This is a genomic window from Streptomyces sp. NPDC059247 (assembly GCF_042754005.1).
Lineage (GTDB): Bacteria > Actinomycetota > Actinomycetes > Streptomycetales > Streptomycetaceae > Streptomyces.
In genome coordinates, this window is the sequence record NZ_JBHYZW010000001.1 from 258,382 (window position 1) to 278,789 (window position 20,408).

General features: G+C 75.4%; 18 protein-coding genes. 11 read left to right on the forward strand and 7 right to left on the reverse strand.

Translation table 11 applies throughout. From position 1 onward, the window contains the following. The first annotated feature begins 95 nt into the window (after positions 1 to 95). The 4 genes from ACFXGN_RS01090 to ACFXGN_RS01105 all read left to right on the forward strand — a co-directional run bounded on the left by ACFXGN_RS01090 (position 96) and on the right by ACFXGN_RS01105 (position 5,283). Entirely contained in the window at positions 96 to 929 is an 834-nt protein-coding gene (locus ACFXGN_RS01090) for a M55 family metallopeptidase (RefSeq protein WP_384851698.1), read from the forward strand. Then, positions 922 to 2,256, forward strand: coding sequence for a M20/M25/M40 family metallo-hydrolase (locus ACFXGN_RS01095; RefSeq protein ID WP_384851700.1), 1,335 nt, complete (start codon positions 922 to 924; stop codon positions 2,254 to 2,256). The genes ACFXGN_RS01090 and ACFXGN_RS01095 overlap by 8 nt, the downstream gene beginning before the upstream one ends. Positions 2,257 to 2,299: 43 nt before the next feature. Further along, entirely contained in the window at positions 2,300 to 4,303 is a 2,004-nt protein-coding gene (locus ACFXGN_RS01100; RefSeq protein ID WP_384851702.1) for a S9 family peptidase, read from the forward strand. Between the two features lie 62 nt (positions 4,304 to 4,365). Further along, positions 4,366 to 5,283, forward strand: a complete 918-nt coding sequence (locus tag ACFXGN_RS01105) for an LD-carboxypeptidase (protein WP_384853076.1) — start codon at positions 4,366 to 4,368, stop codon at positions 5,281 to 5,283. 228 nt (positions 5,284 to 5,511) lie between these two features. Here ACFXGN_RS01105 and ACFXGN_RS01110 read toward each other — a convergent pair whose 3' ends face one another. Continuing rightward, complete coding sequence (locus tag ACFXGN_RS01110) at positions 5,512 to 6,600, reverse strand: adenosine deaminase (RefSeq protein ID WP_384851704.1); 1,089 nt, start codon at positions 6,598 to 6,600, stop codon at positions 5,512 to 5,514. Positions 6,601 to 7,241: 641 nt separating this feature from the next. Further along, entirely contained in the window at positions 7,242 to 8,147 is a 906-nt protein-coding gene (locus tag ACFXGN_RS01115; protein WP_384851706.1) for a GntR family transcriptional regulator, read from the reverse strand. Positions 8,148 to 8,336: 189 nt separating this feature from the next. Here ACFXGN_RS01115 and ACFXGN_RS01120 point away from each other — a divergent pair, with 189 nt between their 5' ends. The 3 genes from ACFXGN_RS01120 (at position 8,337) to ACFXGN_RS01130 (ending at position 9,973) form a co-directional block, all read left to right on the forward strand. Next, the gene (locus ACFXGN_RS01120) at positions 8,337 to 8,588 is read left to right on the forward strand and encodes a DUF1049 domain-containing protein (RefSeq protein WP_384851708.1); all 252 of its coding nucleotides are present in this window, start codon (positions 8,337 to 8,339) and stop codon (positions 8,586 to 8,588) included. Next, positions 8,585 to 8,935 carry a hypothetical protein gene (locus tag ACFXGN_RS01125; RefSeq protein ID WP_366442808.1) on the forward strand — a complete coding sequence of 117 codons (351 nt, stop codon included), beginning with the start codon at positions 8,585 to 8,587 and terminating at the stop codon, positions 8,933 to 8,935. Before ACFXGN_RS01120 ends, ACFXGN_RS01125 begins: the two co-directional genes overlap by 4 nt. Positions 8,936 to 9,409: 474 nt before the next feature. Continuing rightward, positions 9,410 to 9,973: a GNAT family N-acetyltransferase gene (locus ACFXGN_RS01130; RefSeq protein ID WP_384851710.1), complete on the forward strand. Its 564-nt coding sequence runs from the start codon at positions 9,410 to 9,412 to the stop codon at positions 9,971 to 9,973. Between the two features lie 156 nt (positions 9,974 to 10,129). Here ACFXGN_RS01130 and ACFXGN_RS01135 read toward each other — a convergent pair whose 3' ends face one another. Beyond that, on the reverse strand, positions 10,130 to 10,462 hold the full coding sequence (locus tag ACFXGN_RS01135) for a DUF6204 family protein (protein WP_384851712.1): 333 nt from the start codon (positions 10,460 to 10,462) through the stop codon (positions 10,130 to 10,132). A gap of 178 nt (positions 10,463 to 10,640) precedes the next feature. On the opposite strand from ACFXGN_RS01135, the gene ACFXGN_RS01140 reads away from it, so the two are divergent. Next, positions 10,641 to 12,668, forward strand: a complete 2,028-nt coding sequence (locus tag ACFXGN_RS01140) for a DUF5107 domain-containing protein (protein ID WP_384851713.1) — start codon at positions 10,641 to 10,643, stop codon at positions 12,666 to 12,668. A gap of 394 nt (positions 12,669 to 13,062) precedes the next feature. On the opposite strand, the gene ACFXGN_RS01145 is transcribed toward ACFXGN_RS01140, so the two are convergent. Together ACFXGN_RS01145 and ACFXGN_RS01150 are read right to left on the reverse strand one after the other, a co-directional pair. Further along, complete coding sequence (locus tag ACFXGN_RS01145) at positions 13,063 to 13,887, reverse strand: methyltransferase domain-containing protein (RefSeq protein WP_384851715.1); 825 nt, start codon at positions 13,885 to 13,887, stop codon at positions 13,063 to 13,065. A gap of 101 nt (positions 13,888 to 13,988) precedes the next feature. Further along, positions 13,989 to 14,612: a GNAT family N-acetyltransferase gene (locus tag ACFXGN_RS01150; RefSeq protein ID WP_384851716.1), complete on the reverse strand. Its 624-nt coding sequence runs from the start codon at positions 14,610 to 14,612 to the stop codon at positions 13,989 to 13,991. A 238-nt stretch (positions 14,613 to 14,850) separates the two neighbouring features. On the opposite strand from ACFXGN_RS01150, the gene ACFXGN_RS01155 reads away from it, so the two are divergent. The 3 genes from ACFXGN_RS01155 (at position 14,851) to ACFXGN_RS01165 (ending at position 18,840) form a co-directional block, all read left to right on the forward strand. Next, positions 14,851 to 16,101: a sulfite oxidase gene (locus ACFXGN_RS01155; protein WP_384851718.1), complete on the forward strand. Its 1,251-nt coding sequence runs from the start codon at positions 14,851 to 14,853 to the stop codon at positions 16,099 to 16,101. A 294-nt stretch (positions 16,102 to 16,395) separates the two neighbouring features. Beyond that, positions 16,396 to 17,628, forward strand: coding sequence for an aminotransferase class I/II-fold pyridoxal phosphate-dependent enzyme (locus ACFXGN_RS01160; protein ID WP_384851720.1), 1,233 nt, complete (start codon positions 16,396 to 16,398; stop codon positions 17,626 to 17,628). Between the two features lie 177 nt (positions 17,629 to 17,805). Further along, positions 17,806 to 18,840, forward strand: coding sequence for an MBL fold metallo-hydrolase (locus ACFXGN_RS01165; protein ID WP_384851722.1), 1,035 nt, complete (start codon positions 17,806 to 17,808; stop codon positions 18,838 to 18,840). On the opposite strand, the gene ACFXGN_RS01170 is transcribed toward ACFXGN_RS01165, so the two are convergent. Together ACFXGN_RS01170 and ACFXGN_RS01175 are read right to left on the reverse strand one after the other, a co-directional pair. Further along, a complete protein-coding gene (locus ACFXGN_RS01170) occupies positions 18,820 to 19,521 on the reverse strand; it encodes a DedA family protein (RefSeq protein ID WP_384851724.1) in 702 nt (233 codons plus the stop codon). The two genes, ACFXGN_RS01165 and ACFXGN_RS01170, sit on opposite strands and share 21 nt — an antisense overlap. Beyond that, positions 19,518 to 20,291: an MBL fold metallo-hydrolase gene (locus ACFXGN_RS01175; RefSeq protein ID WP_384851726.1), complete on the reverse strand. Its 774-nt coding sequence runs from the start codon at positions 20,289 to 20,291 to the stop codon at positions 19,518 to 19,520. The genes ACFXGN_RS01170 and ACFXGN_RS01175 overlap by 4 nt, the downstream gene beginning before the upstream one ends. Between the last annotated feature and the right edge of the window lie 117 nt (positions 20,292 to 20,408).

The following is a 20,408-nucleotide window of genomic DNA, read 5'->3' on the forward strand; positions in this document are numbered from 1 at the left end:
AGGTACCGCCGTCCCGGTGAGCGCCAGAGGTCCACTCCAACGATGGTTATCCACAGGGGTGGTGGGGCCGCCGGGCGGCGCGTACGGTGCCAGACATGAAGATCCTCATCAGCGCCGACATGGAGGGCGCGACCGGTGTGACCTGGCCCGCCGACGTGCTGCCCGGCACGCCCCAGTGGGAGCGGTGCCGCACCATGTTCACCTCCGACGTGAACGCGGCGGTGCTCGGCTTCTTCGACGGGGGAGCCGACGAGGTCCTCGTCAACGAAGCCCACTGGACCATGCGGAACCTGCTCCTGGAGCAGCTCGACGGGCGCGCCGAGATGCTCACCGGACGGCACAAGTCGCTGTCCATGGTCGAGGGCGTGCAGCACGGGGACGTCGACGGCATCGCGTTCGTCGGCTACCACACCGGGGCGGGCGCCGAGGGCGTCCTCGCCCACACCTACCTCGCCAACTCGATCACCGGGGTCTGGCTCAACGGCGAGCGCGCCAGCGAGGGCCTGCTCAACGCGCACGTGGTCGCGGAGTACGGGGTCCCCGTCGTCCTCGTCACCGGCGACGACCTGACCTGCGAGGACGCCCTCGGGTACGCCCCTGAGGCCCCCAAGGTCGCCGTCAAGGACTACGTCTCGCGGTACGCGGCGGTCTGCCGGACCCCGGCCAGGACCGCCGCCGACATCCGGGCCGCCGCCAGGACCGGCGCGGCGCTCGCCGTACGCCACGAGCCGGTCGTGGGCGGCCCCTTCACCATGGAGCTGGAGTTCGACGCCGAGCACCTGGGCGCCGCCGCCACGGTGGTTCCCGGCGTGGCGCGGAGCGGCGAGCGCCGAGTCTCGTACACCAGCGGGACGATGTATGAGGCAATCCGTACGTTCAAGGCGGTCACGACCATCGTCTCGGCCGCGGTGGAGGAGCAGTATGGCTGAGGAGGTCCGGGGACCGGACACGACGGCGCTCGACGAGGTGGTCACCTTCACCTCCGAGCTGATCCGCGTGGACACCACCAACCGGGGCGGCGGCGACTGCCGGGAACGGCCGGCCGCCGAGTACGTTGCCGAGCGGCTCGCCGACGCCGGAATCGAACCCGTGCTCCTGGAGCGCACCCCGGGCCGCGCCAACGTCGTGGCCCGCATCCCCGGCACCGACCCCTCGGCCGACGCGCTCCTCGTCCACGGGCACCTCGACGTGGTCCCCGCCGACCCCGCCGAATGGACCGTCCACCCCTTCTCCGGCGAGGTCCGCGACGGGGTCGTCTGGGGGCGCGGCGCCGTCGACATGAAGAACATGGACGCGATGGTCCTGGCCGTCGTCCGCGCCTGGGCCCGGCAGGGCGTCCGGCCGCGCCGGGACATCGTCCTCGCGTACACCGCCGACGAGGAGGCCAGCGCCGAGGACGGCTCCGGCTTCCTCGCCGACCGGCACGCCGACCTCTTCGAGGGCTGTACCGAGGGCATCAGCGAGTCCGGGGCGTACAGCTTCCATCCCCAGCCCGGCACCACCCTCTACCCGATCGCGGCGGGGGAGCGGGGCACCGCCTGGCTCAAGCTGACCGCCCAGGGCAGGGCCGGACACGGCTCCAAGGTGAACACGGCCAACGCCGTCACCCGCCTCGCCGAGGCCGTCGCCCGGATCGGCGCGCACACCTGGCCGGTCCGCCTCACCGCCACCGTCCGCGCCGCCCTCACCGAACTCGCCGGGCTGTACGGCATCGAGGTCGACACCCGGGCCCCCGACCTCGACGTGGACCTGCTCCTCGACAAGCTCGGCCCCGCCGCCGCCCTCGTCCGGCCGACCGTCCGCAACAGCGCCAACCCCACGATGCTCGCCGCCGGGTACAAGGTGAACGTCATCCCGGGCCAGGCCGTCGCGTACGTCGACGGGCGGACGCTGCCGGGCACCGACGACGAGTTCGCCGCGACCATGGACCTGCTCACCGGGCCGGACGTGGACTGGGAGTTCCACCACCGCGAGGTGGCCCTCGAAGCACCCGTCGACTCACCGACCTTCGCGAAGCTCCGCGCCGCCGTCGAGTGCTTCGACCCCACCGGGCACGTCCTGCCGTTCACCATGTCCGGCGGCACGGACGCCAAGCAGTTCTCCCGGCTCGGCATCACCGGCTACGGCTTCTCGCCGCTCCGGCTGCCCCCCGACCTGGATTACGGGGCCCTCTTCCACGGCGTCGACGAACGCGTCCCCGTGGACGCCCTGCACTTCGGCGTACGGGTCCTCGACCACTACCTCAGGTCCGCATAGGGCCGTGACCGTCCGCACAGAGAAACCGACAGGGGGAGACCGCATGGCCGTGACCACCGCCGCCTACGGGACCTGGCCGTCGCCCGTCGACGCCGGGCTGACCGCCGCGCACGACGGACGTCCCGATCATCTCGGAGCCGTCGGCGACGAACTGTGGTGGACGGAGCCCCGCCCCGCCGAGGGGGGCCGCCGCACCCTCGTACGACGGCGCGCCGACGGCACAGAGGAGAGCGTGCTGCCCGCCCCGTGGAACGCGCGCAGCCGGGTGCTGGAATACGGCGGCCTGCCCTGGGCGGCGGCCGACCGTCCCGACGGCGGACCGCTCGTCGTCTTCTGCCACCTCCCCGACCAGCGGCTGTACGTCCACGAGCCCGACGCCGCCCCCGGCGGCGCGCCCCGGCCGCTGACCCCGGTCTCCCCGGTCGGCGAGGGGCTGCGCTGGGCGGACCCGGTGATCCACCGGGACCGGGGCGAGGTGTGGTGCGTCCTGGAGGAGTACACGGGGCCCGCGCCGGCCGATGTGCGCCGGGTGCTCGTCGCCGTCCCGCTCGACGGCTCGGCCGCCGACGACCGGGAGGTCGTACGGGAACTCTCCGACGAGCGGCACCGGTTCGTGACCGGGCCCCGGATCTCCCCGGACGGCCGCAGGGCCGCCTGGATAGCCTGGGACCACCCCCGGATGCCCTGGGACGGCACCGAGGTCCTGCTCGCCGAGGTCGGACCCGACGGGACCTTCCGGGACGCCAGGACCGTCGCGGGCGGGACCGCCGAGTCGATCCCGCAGGTCGGCTGGGACACGGCCGGACGGCTGCTCCTCGTCAGCGACCGCACCGGCTGGTGGAACCTCTACCGGGCGGACATCGGCGCGGACGGCACGCCCGGCGAGCAGACCGCGCTCTGTCCCCGTGCCGAGGAGTTCGGCGGAGCGCTGTGGCGGACCGGCCTCACCTGGTTCACCCCCCTGGAGAACGGACTGATCGCGGTCGTCCACGGCAAGGGCACCACCGCGCTCGGCATCCTCGACCCCGAGCGCGGCACCCTCGTCGACGCGGCGGGCCCCTGGACCGACTGGGCGCCGACGCTCACCGCGCACGGCACCCGGGTGGTCGGCGTCGCCGCCGGGCCGCGCACCTCCTACGAGATCGTCGAACTCGACACCCGCACCGGCCGCGCCCGGGTGGTCGGCGCCCGGCACACCGACGCCGTCGACCCCGCCCACTACGCCACGCCCCGGCTCCGCACCTTCCCCGGACCCGGCGGGCGGGAGATCCACGCCCATGTCCACCCGCCCCACCACCCCGGCTTCACCGGACCCGAGGGCGAACTGCCGCCCTATGTGATCCGGGCGCACGGCGGACCCACCGGCCACGCCCCGCTCGTCCTCGACCTGGAGATCACCTATTTCACCTCCCGGGGCATCGGCGTCGCCGTGGTCGACTACGGCGGCTCCACCGGATACGGCCGGGAGTACCGGGAGCGGCTCCGCGAGCAGTGGGGTGTCGTGGACGTCGAGGACTGCGCCGCCGTCGCCTCCGCCCTCGCCGCCGAGGGCACCGCCGACCCTGCCCGGCTCGCCGTGCGCGGCGGCAGCGCGGGCGGCTTCACGACCGCCGCCTCGCTCGCCACCACCGACGTGTACGCCTGCGGCACGATCGTCTACCCCGTCCTCGACCTGCGGGCCTGGGCCACCGGCGAGACCCACGACTTTGAGTCCCGCTACCTCGAAGGGCTGGTCGGACCGCTCGACGAGATGCCCGCGCGCTACAAGGAACGCTCCCCGATCGAGCACGTCGACCAGATCACCGTGCCGTTCCTGCTGCTCCAGGGCCTGGCCGACGTCATCTGCCCGCCCGCGCAGGCCGAGCGCTTCCTGGCCCGCGCCGCGGGCCGGGGCGTGCCGCACGCCTACCTCGCCTTCGAGGGCGAGGGCCACGGCTTCCGCGGGGCGGACACCATGGTCCGCGCCCTGGAGGCTGAACTGTCCCTGTACGCACGGACCTTCGGAATCGACAGGGACGATGTGCCCGAGTTGGAGTACCGGACGTGACGTGGCAGGACACCGAGGTCGGTGCGGGTGCGGGTGCGGGTGCGGGTGCGGGTGTCGGGCCGTTGGTCCGGCCGCCGAGGCTGCGGTCCGGGTCGCGGGTGGCGGTCGTCGCCCCCAGCGGGCCCGTCCCCGAGGAACGGCTGCGGGCGGGCCTCGACGTCCTGCGCGGCTGGGACCTGGAACCGGTGGTCGCCCCGCACGTCCTGGACGTCCACCCCGTCCTCGGACACCTGGCGGGTTCCGACCGGGACCGGGCCCGCGATCTGACCGAGGCCTGGTGCGACCCCTCGGTGGAGGCGGTGATCTGCGCGCGCGGCGGGTACGGGGCCCAGCGCATGGTGGACCTGGTCGACTGGCGGGCGGTCCGGGCCGCCGGGCCCAAGGTGTTCGTCGGCTACAGCGACGTCACCGTCCTGCACGAGGCCTTCGCCGTCCGCGCCGGGCAGGTCACCCTGCACGGCCCGATGGTCGCCGCCGGTACCTTCCTCACCGACCCGCGCACCCGGGAGTCGCTGCGGGCCACCCTGTTCGAGCCCGAGACGGTACGGACCCTCGGTCTGGACACCGCGCGGGCCCTGGCACCGGGCCGGGCCCGGGGCGTGACGCTCGGCGGCTGCGTCAGCCTCCTCGCGGCCGACCTCGCCACCCCGCACGGCCGGGCCTCGGCGCGCGGCGGGCTGCTGCTCCTGGAGGACGTGGGGGAGGAGCCGTACCGGCTCGACCGCATCCTCACCCAACTGCTGCGCTCCGGCTGGCTCGACGGGGTCGCGGGCATCGGCCTGGGCTCCTGGGCCGAGTGCGGCCCGTACGAGGAGGTACGGGCGGTGCTCGCCGACCGGCTCGGCGCGCTCGGGGTGCCGGTCGTGGAGGAGATGGGCTTCGGCCACGGCGAGACGGCCCTGACCGTGCCGCTCGGGGTGCCGGGAGTGCTCGACGCGGAGGAGGGGACGCTGACCCTCGACGTACCGGCCCTGAGCTGAGCCGGACCGGGACGTGAACGGGGGCGGGGCCGGGCTTGGGCCGGGCTGAGCTGGGCTTGGGCCGGGCCGCTTGGGCCGGGCTGATCTGGGGCCGGGACCGAGACGGGTCGTACCGGGACCGGTCCGGACGGAGGCCGGGTTCCGGGGCCGTGTCCCGGCCGGGGACCCTGCCACGACCCTGGCGCCCGGTCCCGGCCCGGCCCCTGGTCCGGTGTCCCGGCGCGCGGGTTACAGCGTCGCGTACCCCGGGCGCACGATCTCGTCGATGATGCGGCGACGCTCAGGGAGCGGCAGGAACGCGGCGTCGAGCGCGGCGACCGTGAACTCCTCGAAGACCTCGGGGCCGTACCCGAAGGCGTCCGCCATGTGCTGGAACTCCTCGCTCATGGTGGTGCCGGAGACGAGCCGGTTGTCCGTGTTGAGCGTGATCCGGAAGCCGAGTCGGCGCAGCTCGTCGATCGGGTGGGAGGCGTAGTCCTTGGCCGCGCCCGTCTGGAGGTTCGACGTCGGGCACACTTCAAGGGCGATGCGGTTGTCGCGGACGTACGAGGCCAGGCGGCCCAGGGTGCCGTCCTCGGCGATGTCGTCCATGATCCGCACGCCGTGGCCGATCCGCTCCGTGCCGCAGACCTGTACGGCCTCCTGGATCGACTCCGCACCGACGGCCTCGCCCGCGTGGATCGTGAAGTGGCAGTTCTCCCGCTTCAGGTGCTGGAACGCGGGGAGGTGCCGGGCGGGCGGGTTGCCGATCTCGCCGCCCGCGATGTCGAAACCGGCCACGCCGTTGTCGCGGTGCGCGACGGTGAGCCGGGCTATCTCCAGGGACCGGTCCGTGTGGCGCATCCCGGTGAGCAGGGTGCGGACGGTGATCCGCTGCCCGGCGCGGCGCTCGCCCTCGCGGAAACCGTCGTTGACCGCCTCGACGACCTCGTCCAGGGTGAGGCCCGCTTCGAGGTGCTGCTCGGGGGCGTAGCGGATCTCGGCGTAGACGACGCCGTCCGCCGCCAGGTCCTCGGCGCACTCGGCCGCGATGCGCGTGAGCGCCTCGCGGGTCTGCATGACCGCGCAGGTGTGGGCGAAGGTCTCCAGGTAGCGCTCCAGCGAACCGGAGTCGGCGGCGTCCCGGAACCAGACGGCGAGCGCGGCCGGGTCCTCGGTCGGCAGCGCGGTGTAGCCGCACTCCCGGGCCAGCTCGACGATGGTCGCGGGGCGCAGCCCGCCGTCGAGGTGGTCATGGAGGACGGCCTTGGGGGCCCGGCGGATCCACTCGGCGACGGCGGTGGCAGCGGGCGTGGCAGGGTTGTCAGACAAGTGCATGGCCGGGAAGTGTACGCCACGGGCCCCGGACGCGCTGTGACCCCCCTGGCGGGCGGGCGGAGAGGCGGCTGGGGCCGGGGCGCGGAGGACGGGGGGCAGGTGCGGTCCGGGGGACGGGCTCGGTGTTCTGGGGGTCGGGGCCGACTTGCTTCCGGGCCTCGGGCCCCTGATCCCGGGCCTCGGGCCCTGACCCGGTGGTTCCGGGGTGCCGCCCTACCTCTCATCTGACACGGAACCTCGATGTTCCGAGTTGCCGGACGGGTCCGCCCTGGGTGCCGGAGCCGCTTTCTTGCCGGTGCCGGTGCCGGTGCCGGTGCCGGTGCCGGTGCCGATGTCGGTGTCGAGTCGGCGTGTTCCCGGGTGTCCGGGTGCTCGGTTCGGCTCTCCTCCGGTACCGGGCCCGATGCTTCGGGGACGCTGACCCTGCCCTTGCCGGTGCTGGGTCCGCGCATCCGTGCCTGGCCGGTGCGGCTTTGCTCCCCGGTGCTCGACCGGGTGCTTCCGAGGCGCGGGACCCGTGTACTCCGAGGGATCGGACGTGCCCTTCCCGAGGTGCGGCCGTAGCCGAGGCCTTCTCGCGCGGGCGGCCCGCGCCTCCCCGCCCCCGGCGTCCCCCGCACGCGCCCCCCCGGGCCCCGGGGTCAGTGGGACTGGAGGACCGGCAGTGTCGGGGCGCCCGTCGGCAGCATGTGCTTCGCGGCCATCACCGGGGTGTCGCCGACCCGGACGACCTGGGTCACGAGGACGGCGGGCGTGTCCGCCGGGCGTCGCAGCTGCTCCCCGCGCCGCCGTCCCAGCAGCGTCGCGGTGATCCCGCTGTGCGCGCCGAGCGCCGTCTCGCGCGAGGCTCCGAGCAGTACGGACAGCATCGAGACCGCAGTTCCGTGCCGGGTGGTCCGGCCGCCCGCCGTACCGGCCCCGGCCCTGCCGCCGCCCCCCGCGCCGGGGCCCGTACCGCTGCCCGTACCGGCCCGCGCGTCCCCCCGCGCTCCACCGCCGTCCGGTCCGCCGTCGGTCCGTCCGCCGCCCGTGTCCGTGCCCGGCTCCGCCGCCCGCAGGGCGCGTGCGAACTCCGGGTGCACCTGGTCGAGCAGTTCGTCGGGGGCCGCCCACTCGTGGCTCAGGGCCGCCGCCGTGCCCTCCCCGGTCAGCAGCGACTCCCAGAACCGCAGCTCGGCCCCGGCGGGGGCGAGCAGGTGCTGGGTGGTGAAGTCCGTGGGCTCCTCGACCGTCCGCAGCAGGGCCCGTACGCGCAGCGGCGCCCCCGCCCCGATCAGCTCCTCCAGGGGCTGGATCTGCTCGAAGCCGCGCCGGGGCGGCCGGTCGTTGACCGTGCGACCCACTCCGCGCCGCACGCTCAGCAGACCGTCCTCCTGGAGCAGCAGCAGCGCCTCGCGCAGTGCCGGGCGGCTCACGCCCAGTTCGGCGGCGAGCTTCGGCTCGGAGGGGAGTGTCGAGCCCGGCGGGTAGGTGCCGTCGTGGACGGCGTCCGCGATCCGCTCGTAGAGGGCCACCACTGGGCGCCGCCGGTGTCCGCTGACCGCCACAGCTGCTCCTCGTCATCGTCGCCGGCCCTCGTTCCGCCGGTGCCGGGCACCACCGTAGTCGGCCTGTGTTGTCTGACAAGTCACCCGTACGGCTCTGCTCACCATCACGGTGAGGTGCCGTCCGGCCCATTCTGGTCCCACGGCTGTGGCCGGGTACGACCGACGGCACGACGGAGGAGAGGGCCGGACATGAGTCCCAAGGAGACGTCACGGACATCGGGCGGGGGCAGGTCCAGGTTCGCCGATTCCTTCACCCCGGGCCGGATCGTGATGATCGTCGTCGCGATCCTCACCCTCGTCTTCATCTTCGAGAACACCCGGGAGGTGAAGATCCGGCTCCTGATCCCCGAGGTCACGATGCCGCTGTACGGAGCCCTGCTGCTCGCGGCGCTGCTGGGCGCGGCCTGCGGCTACTACTTCGCGGCCCGGAGGCGCAAGTGAGACGGCGGGCCGTCGTGGGCGCGGGGGCGGTCCTCGCGCTCGCGGCCGTCGCCGTCAGTTCGGCGGAGGAGACCGCCGCGTCCTGGGAGGAGGCCGGGGAGAGGCCGGTACCGGACTTCCTCGGGCGGGGCCTGTGGCGGGTCTTCACCCGCCTGGACCGCCGTACCCGGCTCGACGTCCACGACGTGAGCGGGCGGGACCGGCGGGTGCTGTGGCCGCCGAACTGGCGGGTCTGCACGCAGTACCCGGCGGCCGGTACGAGTCTGGACCGGCGGACCACGGTGATGATCGGAGTCGTACGCAAGGGGGAGACCTGCCCGGCCCGCGTACGGACGGCCCGCCGCTGAGGGGCCCGGCGCCCTGGCGTCCGTACGCCTCGCGACGACGTCGTCCGGTCGACGGCCCGGCCCGGGTCCGGTCGATGCCACGGTCGGCGGTCGGCCCCGGCCCACGGACGGTCCCGGCTCCGGTCGGCCGTCAGGACCCCGCCGGACGGTCTGCGGCCCAGCCGTCCCGTCCCGGCGTCGGTCCGGCGGCGGTGATGGCCCGGTCCCGTGCGGACCGTCTGATGCCGAGCGGGTCCGTGCGCCGGTCCGGTTCCGCGCACCGGTCCCGTCCGGCCCGGGTGCGGACGGTCGGCCATCGGACCGCTCCGGCTCCGGCGGCCGAACTCTCCGGCTCCGGCGGCCGGTACCGTTCCCGCCCCGCCCAGCCCGCCGCCAACCGCTCCCGTCCCGCCAGCAGCCGCGCCCCGCCCTCCGTCGATTCCCCCACCTCACCCCACCCCGCCCGCGAGCAGCCCCGCGCCCTACCCTGGCCGTATGTCCGATGATCCTGGCCGGTTCCTCGTCGTGGGGCCCCGTGTGGGGTTGCGGCACTTCGCCCCGGAGGACGCGGCGGAGTTCACCGCCCGCGCCCGGGAGAGCCGGGAGCTGCACTGCCCGTGGCTGTTCCCGCCGTGCACGGCAGAGGCGTACGCCCCGTACGCGAGCGCCCTTGTCGAGGACCCGGCGCGCGCCGGGTTCCTGGTGTGCGAGCGGGACGCGGACGACGGCATCGCGGGCTTCCTGAACGTCAACAACATCGTCCGGGGCGCCTTCCGCAGCGGCGCCCTCGGCTACGGAGCCTTCGCGCACGCCGCCGGGCGCGGCCTGCTCACCGAAGCCCTCGGGCTGCTCCTCGGACACGCCTTCGGGCCCCTGGACCTGCACCGCCTCGAAGCGAACATCCAGCCGGGCAACACCGCGTCCCGCGCGCTCGTCCGCCGCGCGGGCTTCCGGCTCGAAGGGTTCTCCCCGGCGATGCTGTTCATCGACGGGGCCTGGCGCGACCACGAGCGCTGGGCGATCACCGCCCCGGAGGACCCGGCCGGGTCACCGGCCTGACGGAGCCCCCTCGGCGTCGAACCCGGCGGGAGCCCGCTCGGAAGGGAGCCCCAGTGCGAGCACCCCTCCGCACGGAACCCCGGCGAGCGCCCCCTGCGGAACTCGGGCGAACGCACCTCCGCGCGGGACCCCCCGTACGGACCCTCTGCGCGGCCCTCACCGCTTGTAGTTGATCTTCATCGTGTCGAGGTCGGTCACGGTCGAGCGCAGCCCCTTGTACCCGTGGCCCAGCTCCTTCAGCGTCGTCTCGACGCGGTCCTCCGCGAGCGCGCCCGCCATCTCGTCGCCGTCCTCGGCGTCGGAGACCACGACCAGACGGTACGAGAAGTGCTTCAGCGTCCGGTCGTAGGCCAGCGAGCCCTCCTCCGTGAACCGCATCGCGGTCATCCCGTGCTCCTGGGACTCGGCGAGCAGCCGGACGCGGCTCTCCTCCGAAAGACCGTCGAAGGTGCCGCGCACGATGACCCGGTAGGTGTGCTGCGTGCCCATTCCTCGTACTCCCTGTGCCCTGGTGCCCGGCCTCGGGGCGGCCGGCCGACCGTCCACGGTACGACGGGCCGCGCCCGGTCCGCCCGGAATTTCCGGACGCCCCCGCACTCCCGCCTTTACCGAAGCCTGATGCGGAGAACCCCTGGTCAGGACGGGCTCAGACGTGTTCCATGGCCCAATGACGACCGTACGACGTGCCGTACTGACGCTGCCCGCGGCCCCGTTGGGCCCGGACAACCCCCTTCCCGCACTGCGGGACCCCGCCGGAGCCGGGGCCCACGCGGTCGACGCGGGCACCCTCGCGGAACTCCCGCGCGACATGGCCCGGGGCATAGGGCGGGCGCCCCTGCGGAGCCTGCTGCCCACCCCCGTGCGCGACGGCTACGGCCGCGACCGCACCCCCACGGACATCGACACGATCGTGATCGAGAACGACCACCTCAGGGCGACCGTCCTCCCCGGGCTCGGCGGACGGCTGTACTCCCTCCACCACAAGCCCACCGGGCGCGAACTCCTCTACCGCAACCCGGTGTTCCAGCCCGCGGCCTTCGCGCTCAACGGGGCCTGGTTCTCCGGCGGCGTCGAGTGGAACATCGGCGCCACCGGCCACACCACCCTGTCCTGCTCGCCCCTCCACGCGGCCGTCGTGCGCGCGCCCGACGGCGGTCCGATGCTCCGCCTCTGGGAGTGGGAGCGCCTGCGCGACCTGCCGTTCCAGGTGGACCTGTGGCTCCCGGAGGACTCCGGCTTCCTGTACGCCGGAGTCCGGGTCCGCAACCCCCACGAGCGCACCGCACCCGTCTACTGGTGGTCGAACACCGCCGTGCCCGAGGACCGCCGCGTCCTGGCCCCCGCCACGACCGCCTGGCACCACGGTTACGAGCGCGGACTACGGGCCGTCCCCGTGCCGGTCACCGAGGACGGCACCGACCGCTCCCACCCGACGCGCAGCCGCCACGCCGCCGACTGGTTCTACGACCTGCCGGAGGGGCGGCGCCGCTGGATCGCCGCCCTCGACGCGGACGGCACCGGACTCGTCCAGACCTCCACGGACGCGCTGCGCGGGCGCAAGCTCTTCGTCTGGGGGACCGGGCGCGGCGGGCGGCGCTGGCAGGAGTGGCTGACGGAACCCGGCACGCCCGGCTACGCGGAGATCCAGGCGGGTCTCGCCCGCACCCAGCTGGAACACCTGGAACTCGCGGGCGGCGAGGAGTTCAGCTGGCTGGAGGCGTACGGCCCGCTCGCCGCCGACCCGGCCGCCGCGCTCGGCGACGACTGGACCGCCGCCCGCGCCGAGGTGGAGGAACGGCTCGCCGGGGCGCTGCCGGGAGCCGTGGTCGAGGCCGCGTACACCGCCTGGCGGGAGGGCGCCGCCGACACCGAGCCGGACGAGGTCCTCGCGGCCGGTTCGGGCTGGGGAGCCCTCGAAGTCCTGCGCGGGGAGTACGCGTTGCCCGGTACGCCGTTCCCCGAATCGACCCTCGGGCCGGACCAGCACCCCTGGCGCGAGCTGCTCCGCACCGGCGTCCTGCCGCCTCCGGCCCCGGGCGCCGCCCCGGGCGCGCCGCTCGTCGCCGCGCCCTGGCGGGACATGCTGGAGACCGCCCCCGCCGACCCCGCCACCGAGTACCACCTCGGGATCGCCCAGTGGCACGCCGGTGACCGGGCCCAGGCGGTACGGAGCTGGGAACGGGGCCTGAAGGAGGCCGGTGCGCGCTGGCCGCTGCTCCGCTGCCTGGCCGTCGCCGACGAGGAGGACGGGCATCGAGAGCGGGCGGCCGAGCGCTTCGCGGAGGCCTTCGCTGACCTGGACGCCACCCGGACGGCCGCCTCCGAGGGGTCGGGCGGGAAGGCGGGGGAGCCCGGGGAGCCTGGAGAGCCCGGGGAGGGTGCGGACGGTGAGCGGCTCGCCGCCGCGCTCGGCCGGGAGGCGGTGGAGGCCCTGCTGGCCGTCGGCGCGGTGGACCGGGCCCGGTCCCTCTGGGCGCGACTGCCCGAACGCGCCCGGTGCGCCGGGGCCCTGCGGTTCCTCGAAGCGCGTCTCCTGCTCGCCGAGGGGCGTACGGGAGAGGCCCGCGCGGTCTTCGACGCGGGCTTCGAGGTCGCGGACCTGAGCGAGGGGGCCGAGGTCATCGGCGAGGTGTGGGCCCGGCTCACCGACGAACCCCTGCCTCACGCCTACGAGTTCAGGATGCGGCCGAGCTGATCGGGACGGGTGCGGTGGCGGTGGCGGTGGTCGCGCCGGAGGGGCGGTGAGGGGAAGGGCGGGGACGGCCTGGGCGACGCAGGAGTGCCGGTGCGGGCATCCGCGCTTCCGGCGTGGAGGGCCACGATTCGCCGGGGCCTGTGGCGCCTGTCTCCGTGAGACCTTCTCGACGCCCCCGACGCCGGGTTCCGGACCGCCGCCCCGCCCACGAGGCCCGTCCCGCCTCCCGGGCGAAGACCGCCCGAACAGCGATCCCCGGGCTTGAACCGGGGCTCAGGGCTGGCCCGGGCCAGCCCTGAGCCGGGTCAGGGCCGACCCTGAGCCCGCACCCGGAGCCCGCACCCGCACCCCGCTCACAGCACTCTGCCCACCGCGCCCCGCTCGCCCTCTTCCCTCACGGCACCCGGCACAGGATCTCCCCGTGCGGGACCAGGAACCAGGCGTCCTCCCGGGTGCCCCACTCCCGCCAGGCGTCCGCGATCGACTCCAGCGCGTCGGCCGTCGTGTGGCCGCCGGAGACCGCCAGGTCCGCGTAGACCGATCCCGTCGTGCGGTCCGCCCACAGGCCGCTCCACCAGGCGCGCTCCTCGGGAGTGGCGAAGCACCAGGTCGCGGCCGTCGTCGTGACATCGGTGAAGCCGGCCTCCCGCGCCCAGGAGAACAGGCGCCGCCCCGCGTCCGGTTCGCCGCCGTTGGCGCGGGCGACCCGCCGGTACAGGTCCCGCCAGTCGTCGAGCGCGGGCGGCTCGGGGTACCAGGCGAAGGCCCCGTAGTCGCTGTCGCGGGCAGCGACGACACCCCCGGGACGGCAGACCCGGCGCATCTCCCGCAGCGCCCGCACCGGGTCGCCGACGTGCTGGAGCACCTGGTGGGCGTGGACGACGTCGAAGGAGTCGTCGGGGAAGTCCAGCGCGTGGACGTCGGCGACCGCGAACCCGACGTTCTCCAGGCCGCGTTCCTCCGCCACGCCACGGGCCTTCGCCAGGACGTCCACGGCCGCGTCCACGGCCGTCACCCGGCCGGGCGCGACCAGTGCCGCCAGGTCGGCGGTGATGGTGCCGGGGCCGCAGCCCACGTCCAGGACGTCGAGCCCCGCACGCAGCTCGGGCAGCAGATAGGCGGCGGAGTTGGCGGCGGTCCGCCAGGTGTGCGAGCGCAGGACCGACTCGTGGTGGCCGTGGGTGTAGACGGCGGTCTCGCGGGCGGAGGCGTGTGTCATGGAAGCGACTCCCTCGGTGTGGGTGCGTACCGTCACCGTACGCACTCATGTCGTATCGTGAGATCTGCGTCTTGAGATATGGACATGCGAGGGAGTGCGGCTTAGCCGGACAGCGCCTTCCGGTAGCGGAGTTCGTCGAGCAGCACACCGCCCGTCTCCTCCCGGACGGTCTCCCCGTCCGGCCGCCACCCCGCCGCCTCGTAGAAGCGGCGCGCCCGCGCGTTGCCCGCCAGGACCCACAGCGCCGCCGTGCGGTACCCGTCCCGTGCCAGTGCTCGCGTCGACGCCCCGAGCAGGGCGCGGCCGACACCCGTGCCCCACACCTCCGGCAGGGCGTACAGCGCGGCGAGCTCGGCCGTGCTCCCGGGTGCGAAGCCCTCGCCCCGCCAGGCCCGGAAGCAGCTGAAGGCGACCGTCCGCCCGCCCGCGCCCACCGCGACCAGGACCCGGGGCCGGTCCGGGGCCGTGAGGCGGGCCCGCCACAGGGCGGCCCGCTCGTCCACGTCCAGGGAGGTCAGATACGGGCCGGGGAGCAGCTCGCGGTAGGCGGCCCGCCAGGACAGGACGTGCACGGCGGCCACGCCCGCCGCGTCCTCGGGAAGGGCCTCGCGGACCACCGCCGGGACGAACGATCGCGCGTGCGCGTCCGTCGTGTTCGCGGGTGCGGGTGCGGGTGCGGGTGCGGGTGCGGGCGCGGGGACAGGTGCCTGTGCCGGTCTCGTCATGCCGCATTGTCGGCCCGCGCGGGCGTCGAGGTCTCCGGGATTCCACGAGGCCGGGACCGGGGCCGGGGCCGGGATCAAGGCCGGGACCGAGGCCGGGCCCCGTCCGTCCCCTCCGTCCCGGTCTGCCGGCCCCGCGTGTGACGGCCGCGTGAACAGACCGTCCCGAGCGCCCCCGCGCCCCTAGGATCGGGCCGCGCCGCCGCCCGGCGGGCCGTCGCTTCCCGTGCCGAGGAGTCCCGTGCCGCACCCGCCCGTGCCCGCCCGCCGCACCCTGCTCACCCTGCTCGCGGCCGGTCCGGCGGCCTCCGCGCTCGGTGGACCCGCCGCCGCTCCCGCCCGCGCCGCGTCCGGCACGACCGCCACCCCCGCGTCCGGCACGACCGCGCCCACCGCGCCCGGCGTCACCGTCCCCGGCATCGTCAAGGCGCTCCCCGCCGAGCACTTCACCGTCCGGGGCACCAACGCCGAGGCGCGGTTCGACGCCTTCGGCGACGCCGGGCTCCTCACTCCCAACGACCGCTTCTTCGTCCGCAACCACACCACCACCCCGGTCCTGGACGCCGCCGACTGGCGCCTCACCCTCTGGGGCGACGGACTGCACGGCCGCGGACCGGTCCACTTCAGCTACGGACAGCTCCGCGACCTGCCCTCCGTCACCCGTACGGCCCTGATCGAGTGCGCCGGGAACGGCCGCAGCCTCTACACGAGCCAGCAGGGCGAGCCGGTCACCGGCACCTCCTGGACCCTCGGCGCCGTCGGGGCCGCCCGCTGGCGCGGTGTCCGTCTCTCCGACGTGCTCCACCGCGCCGGGATCGCCCGCGACGCCGTCGCCCTCCAGCCGCGCGGTCTCGACGCCCCGTACGTCTCCGGCGGCGTCGACCACGGCCGGGTCCGCCGCCCGCTGCCGGTCGCCAAGGCCTTCGACGACGTGATCCTCGCGTACGAGATGAACGGCGAGCCGCTCCCGTACGACCACGGGTACCCCGTCCGGCTCGTCGTGCCCTCCTGGGTCGGCATCGCCTCGATCAAGTGGCTCGGTGACATCGAGGTGTCCACCCGCCCGCTGACCTCGCCCTGGTCCACCGACTGGTACCGGCTGTTCGGCCCCGCCCACCCGGAGGGCGGCAGCGAGCCCATCGGCCGCCAGACCCTCAAGTCCGCCTTCCACCTGCCCTTCGGCGCCGCCCTGGAGGCCGGTCGTACGCACCGGCTCACCGGCCGCGCCTGGTCCGCGCTGGCCCCCGTCCGGTCCGTCGAGGTCTCCACCGACGGCGGCGCCCGCTGGCGGCCCGCCCGGCTCCTCGACACCCCCCGGCGGAACGGCTGGGTCCGCTGGTCGGCGCCCTGGCGCCCGCACCGCACCGGGCCCGTCACCCTGCTCTCCCGCACCACCGACACCGCGGGCAACACCCAGCCCGAGCGGGCCGTCCACAACACCCAGGGGTACCTCTTCAACGCGGTCGTACGGCACCCGGTCACCGTCGCCTGACCTGACCTGACCTGACCTGACCTGACCTGACCTGACCTGACCTGACCTGACCTGACCTGACCTGACCTGACCTGACCCGTACCCCGTACCCGTACCCCCACCCCGGACCGCACTCCCGGACCGCACTCCCGGGCCGTTCCCCCGGGCGCCGCCCGCCCGTCGCCCGATACGACCCCGATATAGCCCCGATACGACTCCGATCCGCCCCCCGGAACGGCGAGAACGGGAGAACCTTCGTATAAAGGGCATGGGGGTGCCGTCCCGGCGCCCCCATGCGTCCAGGAGGTACGGGACATGAGGGAGACGGCTCCGGACGGTCGCGGCCCGGTGCGCCACGGCCCTCCCGGCCCCGACACCGGACTGCCCGTCCTGCCGGGACTCGCCGCTCTCCTCGCCGCCGCCGCGGACCGCACCGCCCCCGAGCCCCCCGGCGGCGGACCCGTCCTGCGCGAGGCCGCCTCCGGCTACTGGTGGCGCCGGGGGCTGCGCACCCACCCCGAGGACGTGGTGGCCGCCCCCGGCGCCCCCGCCCTGCTGCTCGCCCTGCTCGCCGCGCACGGCGGCGACCTGCTGCTGCCCCGGCCCTGCCCCGCCTGGTGGACCCCGCAGGCCCGCCTCATCGGCCGCCCCGCCTACCACGTGCCGACGCCCGCCGAGTGCGGTGGCGTCCCCGATCCGTACGCCCTCCTGGAGACCGTCCGGCGCGTCCGGGCGGAGGGCGGCACACCGCGCGTCCTGCTGCTCTCCGTCGCCGACGACCCCACCGGCACCGTCGCACCGCCCGAGACCGTCCGCGAGGCGTGCGAGGCGGCCGTCGCCGAGGGCCTCCACGTCATCAGCGACGAGACCTGGCGCGACACCCTGCACCACCCGGGGGACGACGTGTTCCTCAGCCCGGCCGAGATGTGCCCCGGCGAGGTCACCGTCCTCGGCGACCTCGCGGGCGCGCTCACCCCCGCCGCCTGGCCCTGTGGCGTCGCCCGCTTCCCGCCCGTGGGCCCGGCCCGCGCCGACCGCTGGAGCGACCACAGGACCCGGGTCCTGGACGTCCTCACGGTCCTCGGCGCCGTCGTCCCGGGGCCCGTGGCCCCCGCCGCCGCGCACGCCCTCGACGAGCCCGAGGACGTCACCGTACGGGCCCGCCGGGCCGCCGCGATCCACGGCGCCCTCGCCTCCGCCGCGCACCGCGCCGTCCTCGCGGCGGGCGGCCTCGCCCGGCCCCCGAGGGCGGGCCGACACCTCTACGCCGACCTCGGGCCGCTGCGCGCCGGGCTCGCGGACCGGGGCGTCACCGACTCCCTGGAACTGGAGGACCACCTCACCGCCCGGCTCGGCGTCCCCGCCGTCGGCGGCCAGCGCCTCGGCGACGAACTCGGGGCCCTGCGCGTCCGGTTCGGCACCGGGATGTTCCTGGGAGCGACGGCGCGGGAGCGCTCCGAGACGCTCGCGGCGGACGACCCGCTGAGCCTCCCGCACGTCGCCCGGAGACTGGCGGAGTTCGGCGCGGCCCTGGAGGAACTCGGATGACCCGCCCCACGGACACCCCGCCCCGCCCGCCGCCGGTACGGGCCCCGGCCTGGCCCCGTACCCCGGCGACGCCCGGCCCCGTACGACCGGTGGCCGTACCCCCTCAAGCACCCGCCCCCCTCAAGCACCTCCCTCAAACACCCGCCCCCTCCATCCCGCGCGGAACGGAGCCCGCAGATGACCGAACGCACGGCCGACCCCGCGCGGGCCCCCCTGACCCCGCACCGCCCCGGTCCGGACGTCGGGGCCGGTCTCCAGCCCCTGGGGCGGCTCCGGACGGACTGGCCCCGCACCTTCGCCGACCGGCTCACCGCCCCCCTCCCCGGTGTCCGGGCCCTGGCCCGGCTGGCCAGGGAGGGCGCCGTGCGGCCCCGCGCGGAAGGGCTCAGGGACATCCCCCTGCTCCCCTTCGAACCGGGCCCGCTGCCGCCCGCCGGTCCCGACACCCTCGCCGTCACCTGGGCGGGCCACGCGAGCTGGGTGCTGCGCGTCGGCGGACTCACCGTCCTCACCGACCCCGTCTGGTCCCGCCGCATCTTCGGCACCCCCGCCCGGCTCACCCCGGTCGGCGTCCGCTGGGAGGACCTGCCGCCCGTCGACGCCGTGGTCATCAGCCACAACCACTTCGACCACCTCGATGCGCCGACCCTGAAACGGCTGCCCCGCGACACCCCGCTGTTCGTCCCCGCCGGGCTCGGCCGCTGGTTCGTCCGCCGCCGGTTCACCCGGGTCACCGAACTCGACTGGTGGGAGGCGGCCGAACTCGACGGCGTCCGCTTCGACTTCGTCCCCGCCCACCACTGGTCCAAGCGCACCCTCCTGGACACCTGCCGCTCCCTGTGGGGCGGCTGGGTGCTCACCGACGGGGCGGGCCGCCGGGTCCACTTCGCCGGGGACACCGGCTACGGCCACTGGTTCACCGAGATCGGCGGGCGCTACCCCGGCATCGAGCTGGCGCTGCTCCCGATCGGGGCCTACGACCCCCGCTGGTGGCTCAGCGACGTCCACACCGACCCCGAGGAGGCGGTCCGCGCCCATCAGGACCTGGGCGCCCGCCGGATGGCCCCGATGCACTGGGCCACCTTCGTGCTGTCGTCCGAACCCGTCCTCGAACCGCTCGCCCGGGTCAGGGCCGCCTGGGAGAGGGCCGGGCTGCCCCGCGAGGACCTGTGGGACCTGCCGGTCGGCGGCTCACGGGTGCTCGCCCCCTGAAGCCCCCGCCCCCGCCCCGGGCGCCCCGCCCGCGTCCCCGCCCGCCCCGCCCTTCGGCCGCCGCACCCGCCGCCACAGCGCGGGCCCGGTGCTGATCAGCAGCGTCAGGCCCACCGCCGCGACGACCCCCTGCCACGGCTCGGGGAAGAGCGAACCGCCCAGGACGCCGATCAGCTGGTACGTCGCCGCCCACGCCAGGCACGCGGCCACGTCCCCGCGCACGAAGCGCCGCAGCGGCATCTCCGACAGCAGACAGGCCAGCATGACGGGGATGCGCCCGGCCGGTACGAGCCGGGACAGGACCAGGACGGACACCTGACGGGTTTCGAGCCGCTCCCGCGCGTGGGCGAGCCGCTCGGGCGTCACCCGGCCGCGCAGGGCCTCCAGCCAGCGCGAGCCGTTGCGGGAGCGGACCCCGCGCTGCCCGAGCCAGTACAGGGCCGTGTCGCCGAGGCAGGCGGCGACCGCGGACACGAGGAAGACGAAGAGCAGGGAGAACGGCGAACTCTGGTGGAAGGCCACCACCGCCGCCGAACTGACCAGGGCGCCCGTCGGCACGACCGGGACCAGCGCGCCGAGCGCCACCAGCAGGAACAGCGAGGGGTACCCCACCGCCTGCTGGGTCGACTCCGGCGGCAGCTCCCGTACGACCGCCGCGATCCGGGTGAACCCGTCGATCACCGGGCGACCTCCGGCCGTACCCGCTCGCCGTGGCCGAGCAGATGGACCGCCACCCCGGGCGCGAGCCGCGCCGCGTGCCGGACGAACTCGTCGCCCGGCGAGTGGAACTCGTGCGGCCGCACCCCTTCCAGACCGATCGGCCAGTACGTGCCGTAGTGCACCGGCACCGCCGCCGCCGGGGACAGCGCCGCCAGCGCCTGCGCGGCACGGCCCGCGTCCAGGTGCCCGTGACCCAGGTACGGGCCCCAGCCGCCGACCGGAAGCAGGGCCACGTCCACCGGTCCGACCGCCTCGGCCATGCCGTCGAAGAGCCCGGTGTCCCCGGCGAAGTACGTCCGCGCCTCGCCCTCGACGACGTATCCGAGCGCGGGCGTGCGGTGCGGTCCCACCGGCAGCCGCCGTCCGTCGTGGCGCGCGGGCACCGCCCGTACCGTCACCCCCTCCACCGTCACGGTGTCGCCCGGCCCCACCTCGGCGAGCCGCAGCCCGTGCCCGTCGAGCCTGCGCAGTCCCGGCACGGCGTCCGGGGCGCCGCGCGGCACGATCAGCAGGGTGCCGGGCGCGAGCCGCGCTAGCGACGGCAGGTGCAGGTGGTCGGCGTGCAGGTGCGAGACGAGGACGGCCTCGGCGCGGACCGCCTCGGGCGGTGGCGCGGCCCCGCGCCGCCGCCGCAGATGGGCGAGCCGCCGCGCGAACAGCGGATCGGTGAGGAAACGGACCCCGGAGTCCTCGACCGTGCAGGTCGCGTGACCCCACCAGGTGACCTCCACCGGCGTGCCGCCTTCCGTCCTCGGGGGCCGGGTCGCCGTTCACGATGTCCGGCGCCGTTCCGTACCTCCGTAACGAGGGTAAATGTCCGGGGAGGGCGCCGGAGGATGTTCGACGGT

What these genes read in the sequence shown, in the direction of transcription:
- ACFXGN_RS01095 (WP_384851700.1), top strand. Translation starts at nt 922, where the DNA reads ATGGCTGAGGAGGTCCGGGGACCGGACACGACGGCGCTCGACGAGGTG.
- ACFXGN_RS01120 (WP_384851708.1), top strand. Translation starts at nt 8,337, where the DNA reads ATGAGTCCCAAGGAGACGTCACGGACATCGGGCGGGGGCAGGTCCAGG.
- ACFXGN_RS01090 (WP_384851698.1), top strand. Translation starts at nt 96, where the DNA reads ATGAAGATCCTCATCAGCGCCGACATGGAGGGCGCGACCGGTGTGACC.
- ACFXGN_RS01135 (WP_384851712.1), bottom strand. Translation starts at nt 10,462, where the DNA reads ATGGGCACGCAGCACACCTACCGGGTCATCGTGCGCGGCACCTTCGAC.
- ACFXGN_RS01140 (WP_384851713.1), top strand. Translation starts at nt 10,641, where the DNA reads ATGACGACCGTACGACGTGCCGTACTGACGCTGCCCGCGGCCCCGTTG.
- ACFXGN_RS01145 (WP_384851715.1), bottom strand. Translation starts at nt 13,887, where the DNA reads ATGACACACGCCTCCGCCCGCGAGACCGCCGTCTACACCCACGGCCAC.
- ACFXGN_RS01160 (WP_384851720.1), top strand. Translation starts at nt 16,396, where the DNA reads ATGAGGGAGACGGCTCCGGACGGTCGCGGCCCGGTGCGCCACGGCCCT.
- ACFXGN_RS01100 (WP_384851702.1), top strand. Translation starts at nt 2,300, where the DNA reads ATGGCCGTGACCACCGCCGCCTACGGGACCTGGCCGTCGCCCGTCGAC.
- ACFXGN_RS01130 (WP_384851710.1), top strand. Translation starts at nt 9,410, where the DNA reads ATGTCCGATGATCCTGGCCGGTTCCTCGTCGTGGGGCCCCGTGTGGGG.
- ACFXGN_RS01110 (WP_384851704.1), bottom strand. Translation starts at nt 6,600, where the DNA reads ATGCACTTGTCTGACAACCCTGCCACGCCCGCTGCCACCGCCGTCGCC.
- ACFXGN_RS01150 (WP_384851716.1), bottom strand. Translation starts at nt 14,612, where the DNA reads ATGACGAGACCGGCACAGGCACCTGTCCCCGCGCCCGCACCCGCACCC.
- ACFXGN_RS01165 (WP_384851722.1), top strand. Translation starts at nt 17,806, where the DNA reads ATGACCGAACGCACGGCCGACCCCGCGCGGGCCCCCCTGACCCCGCAC.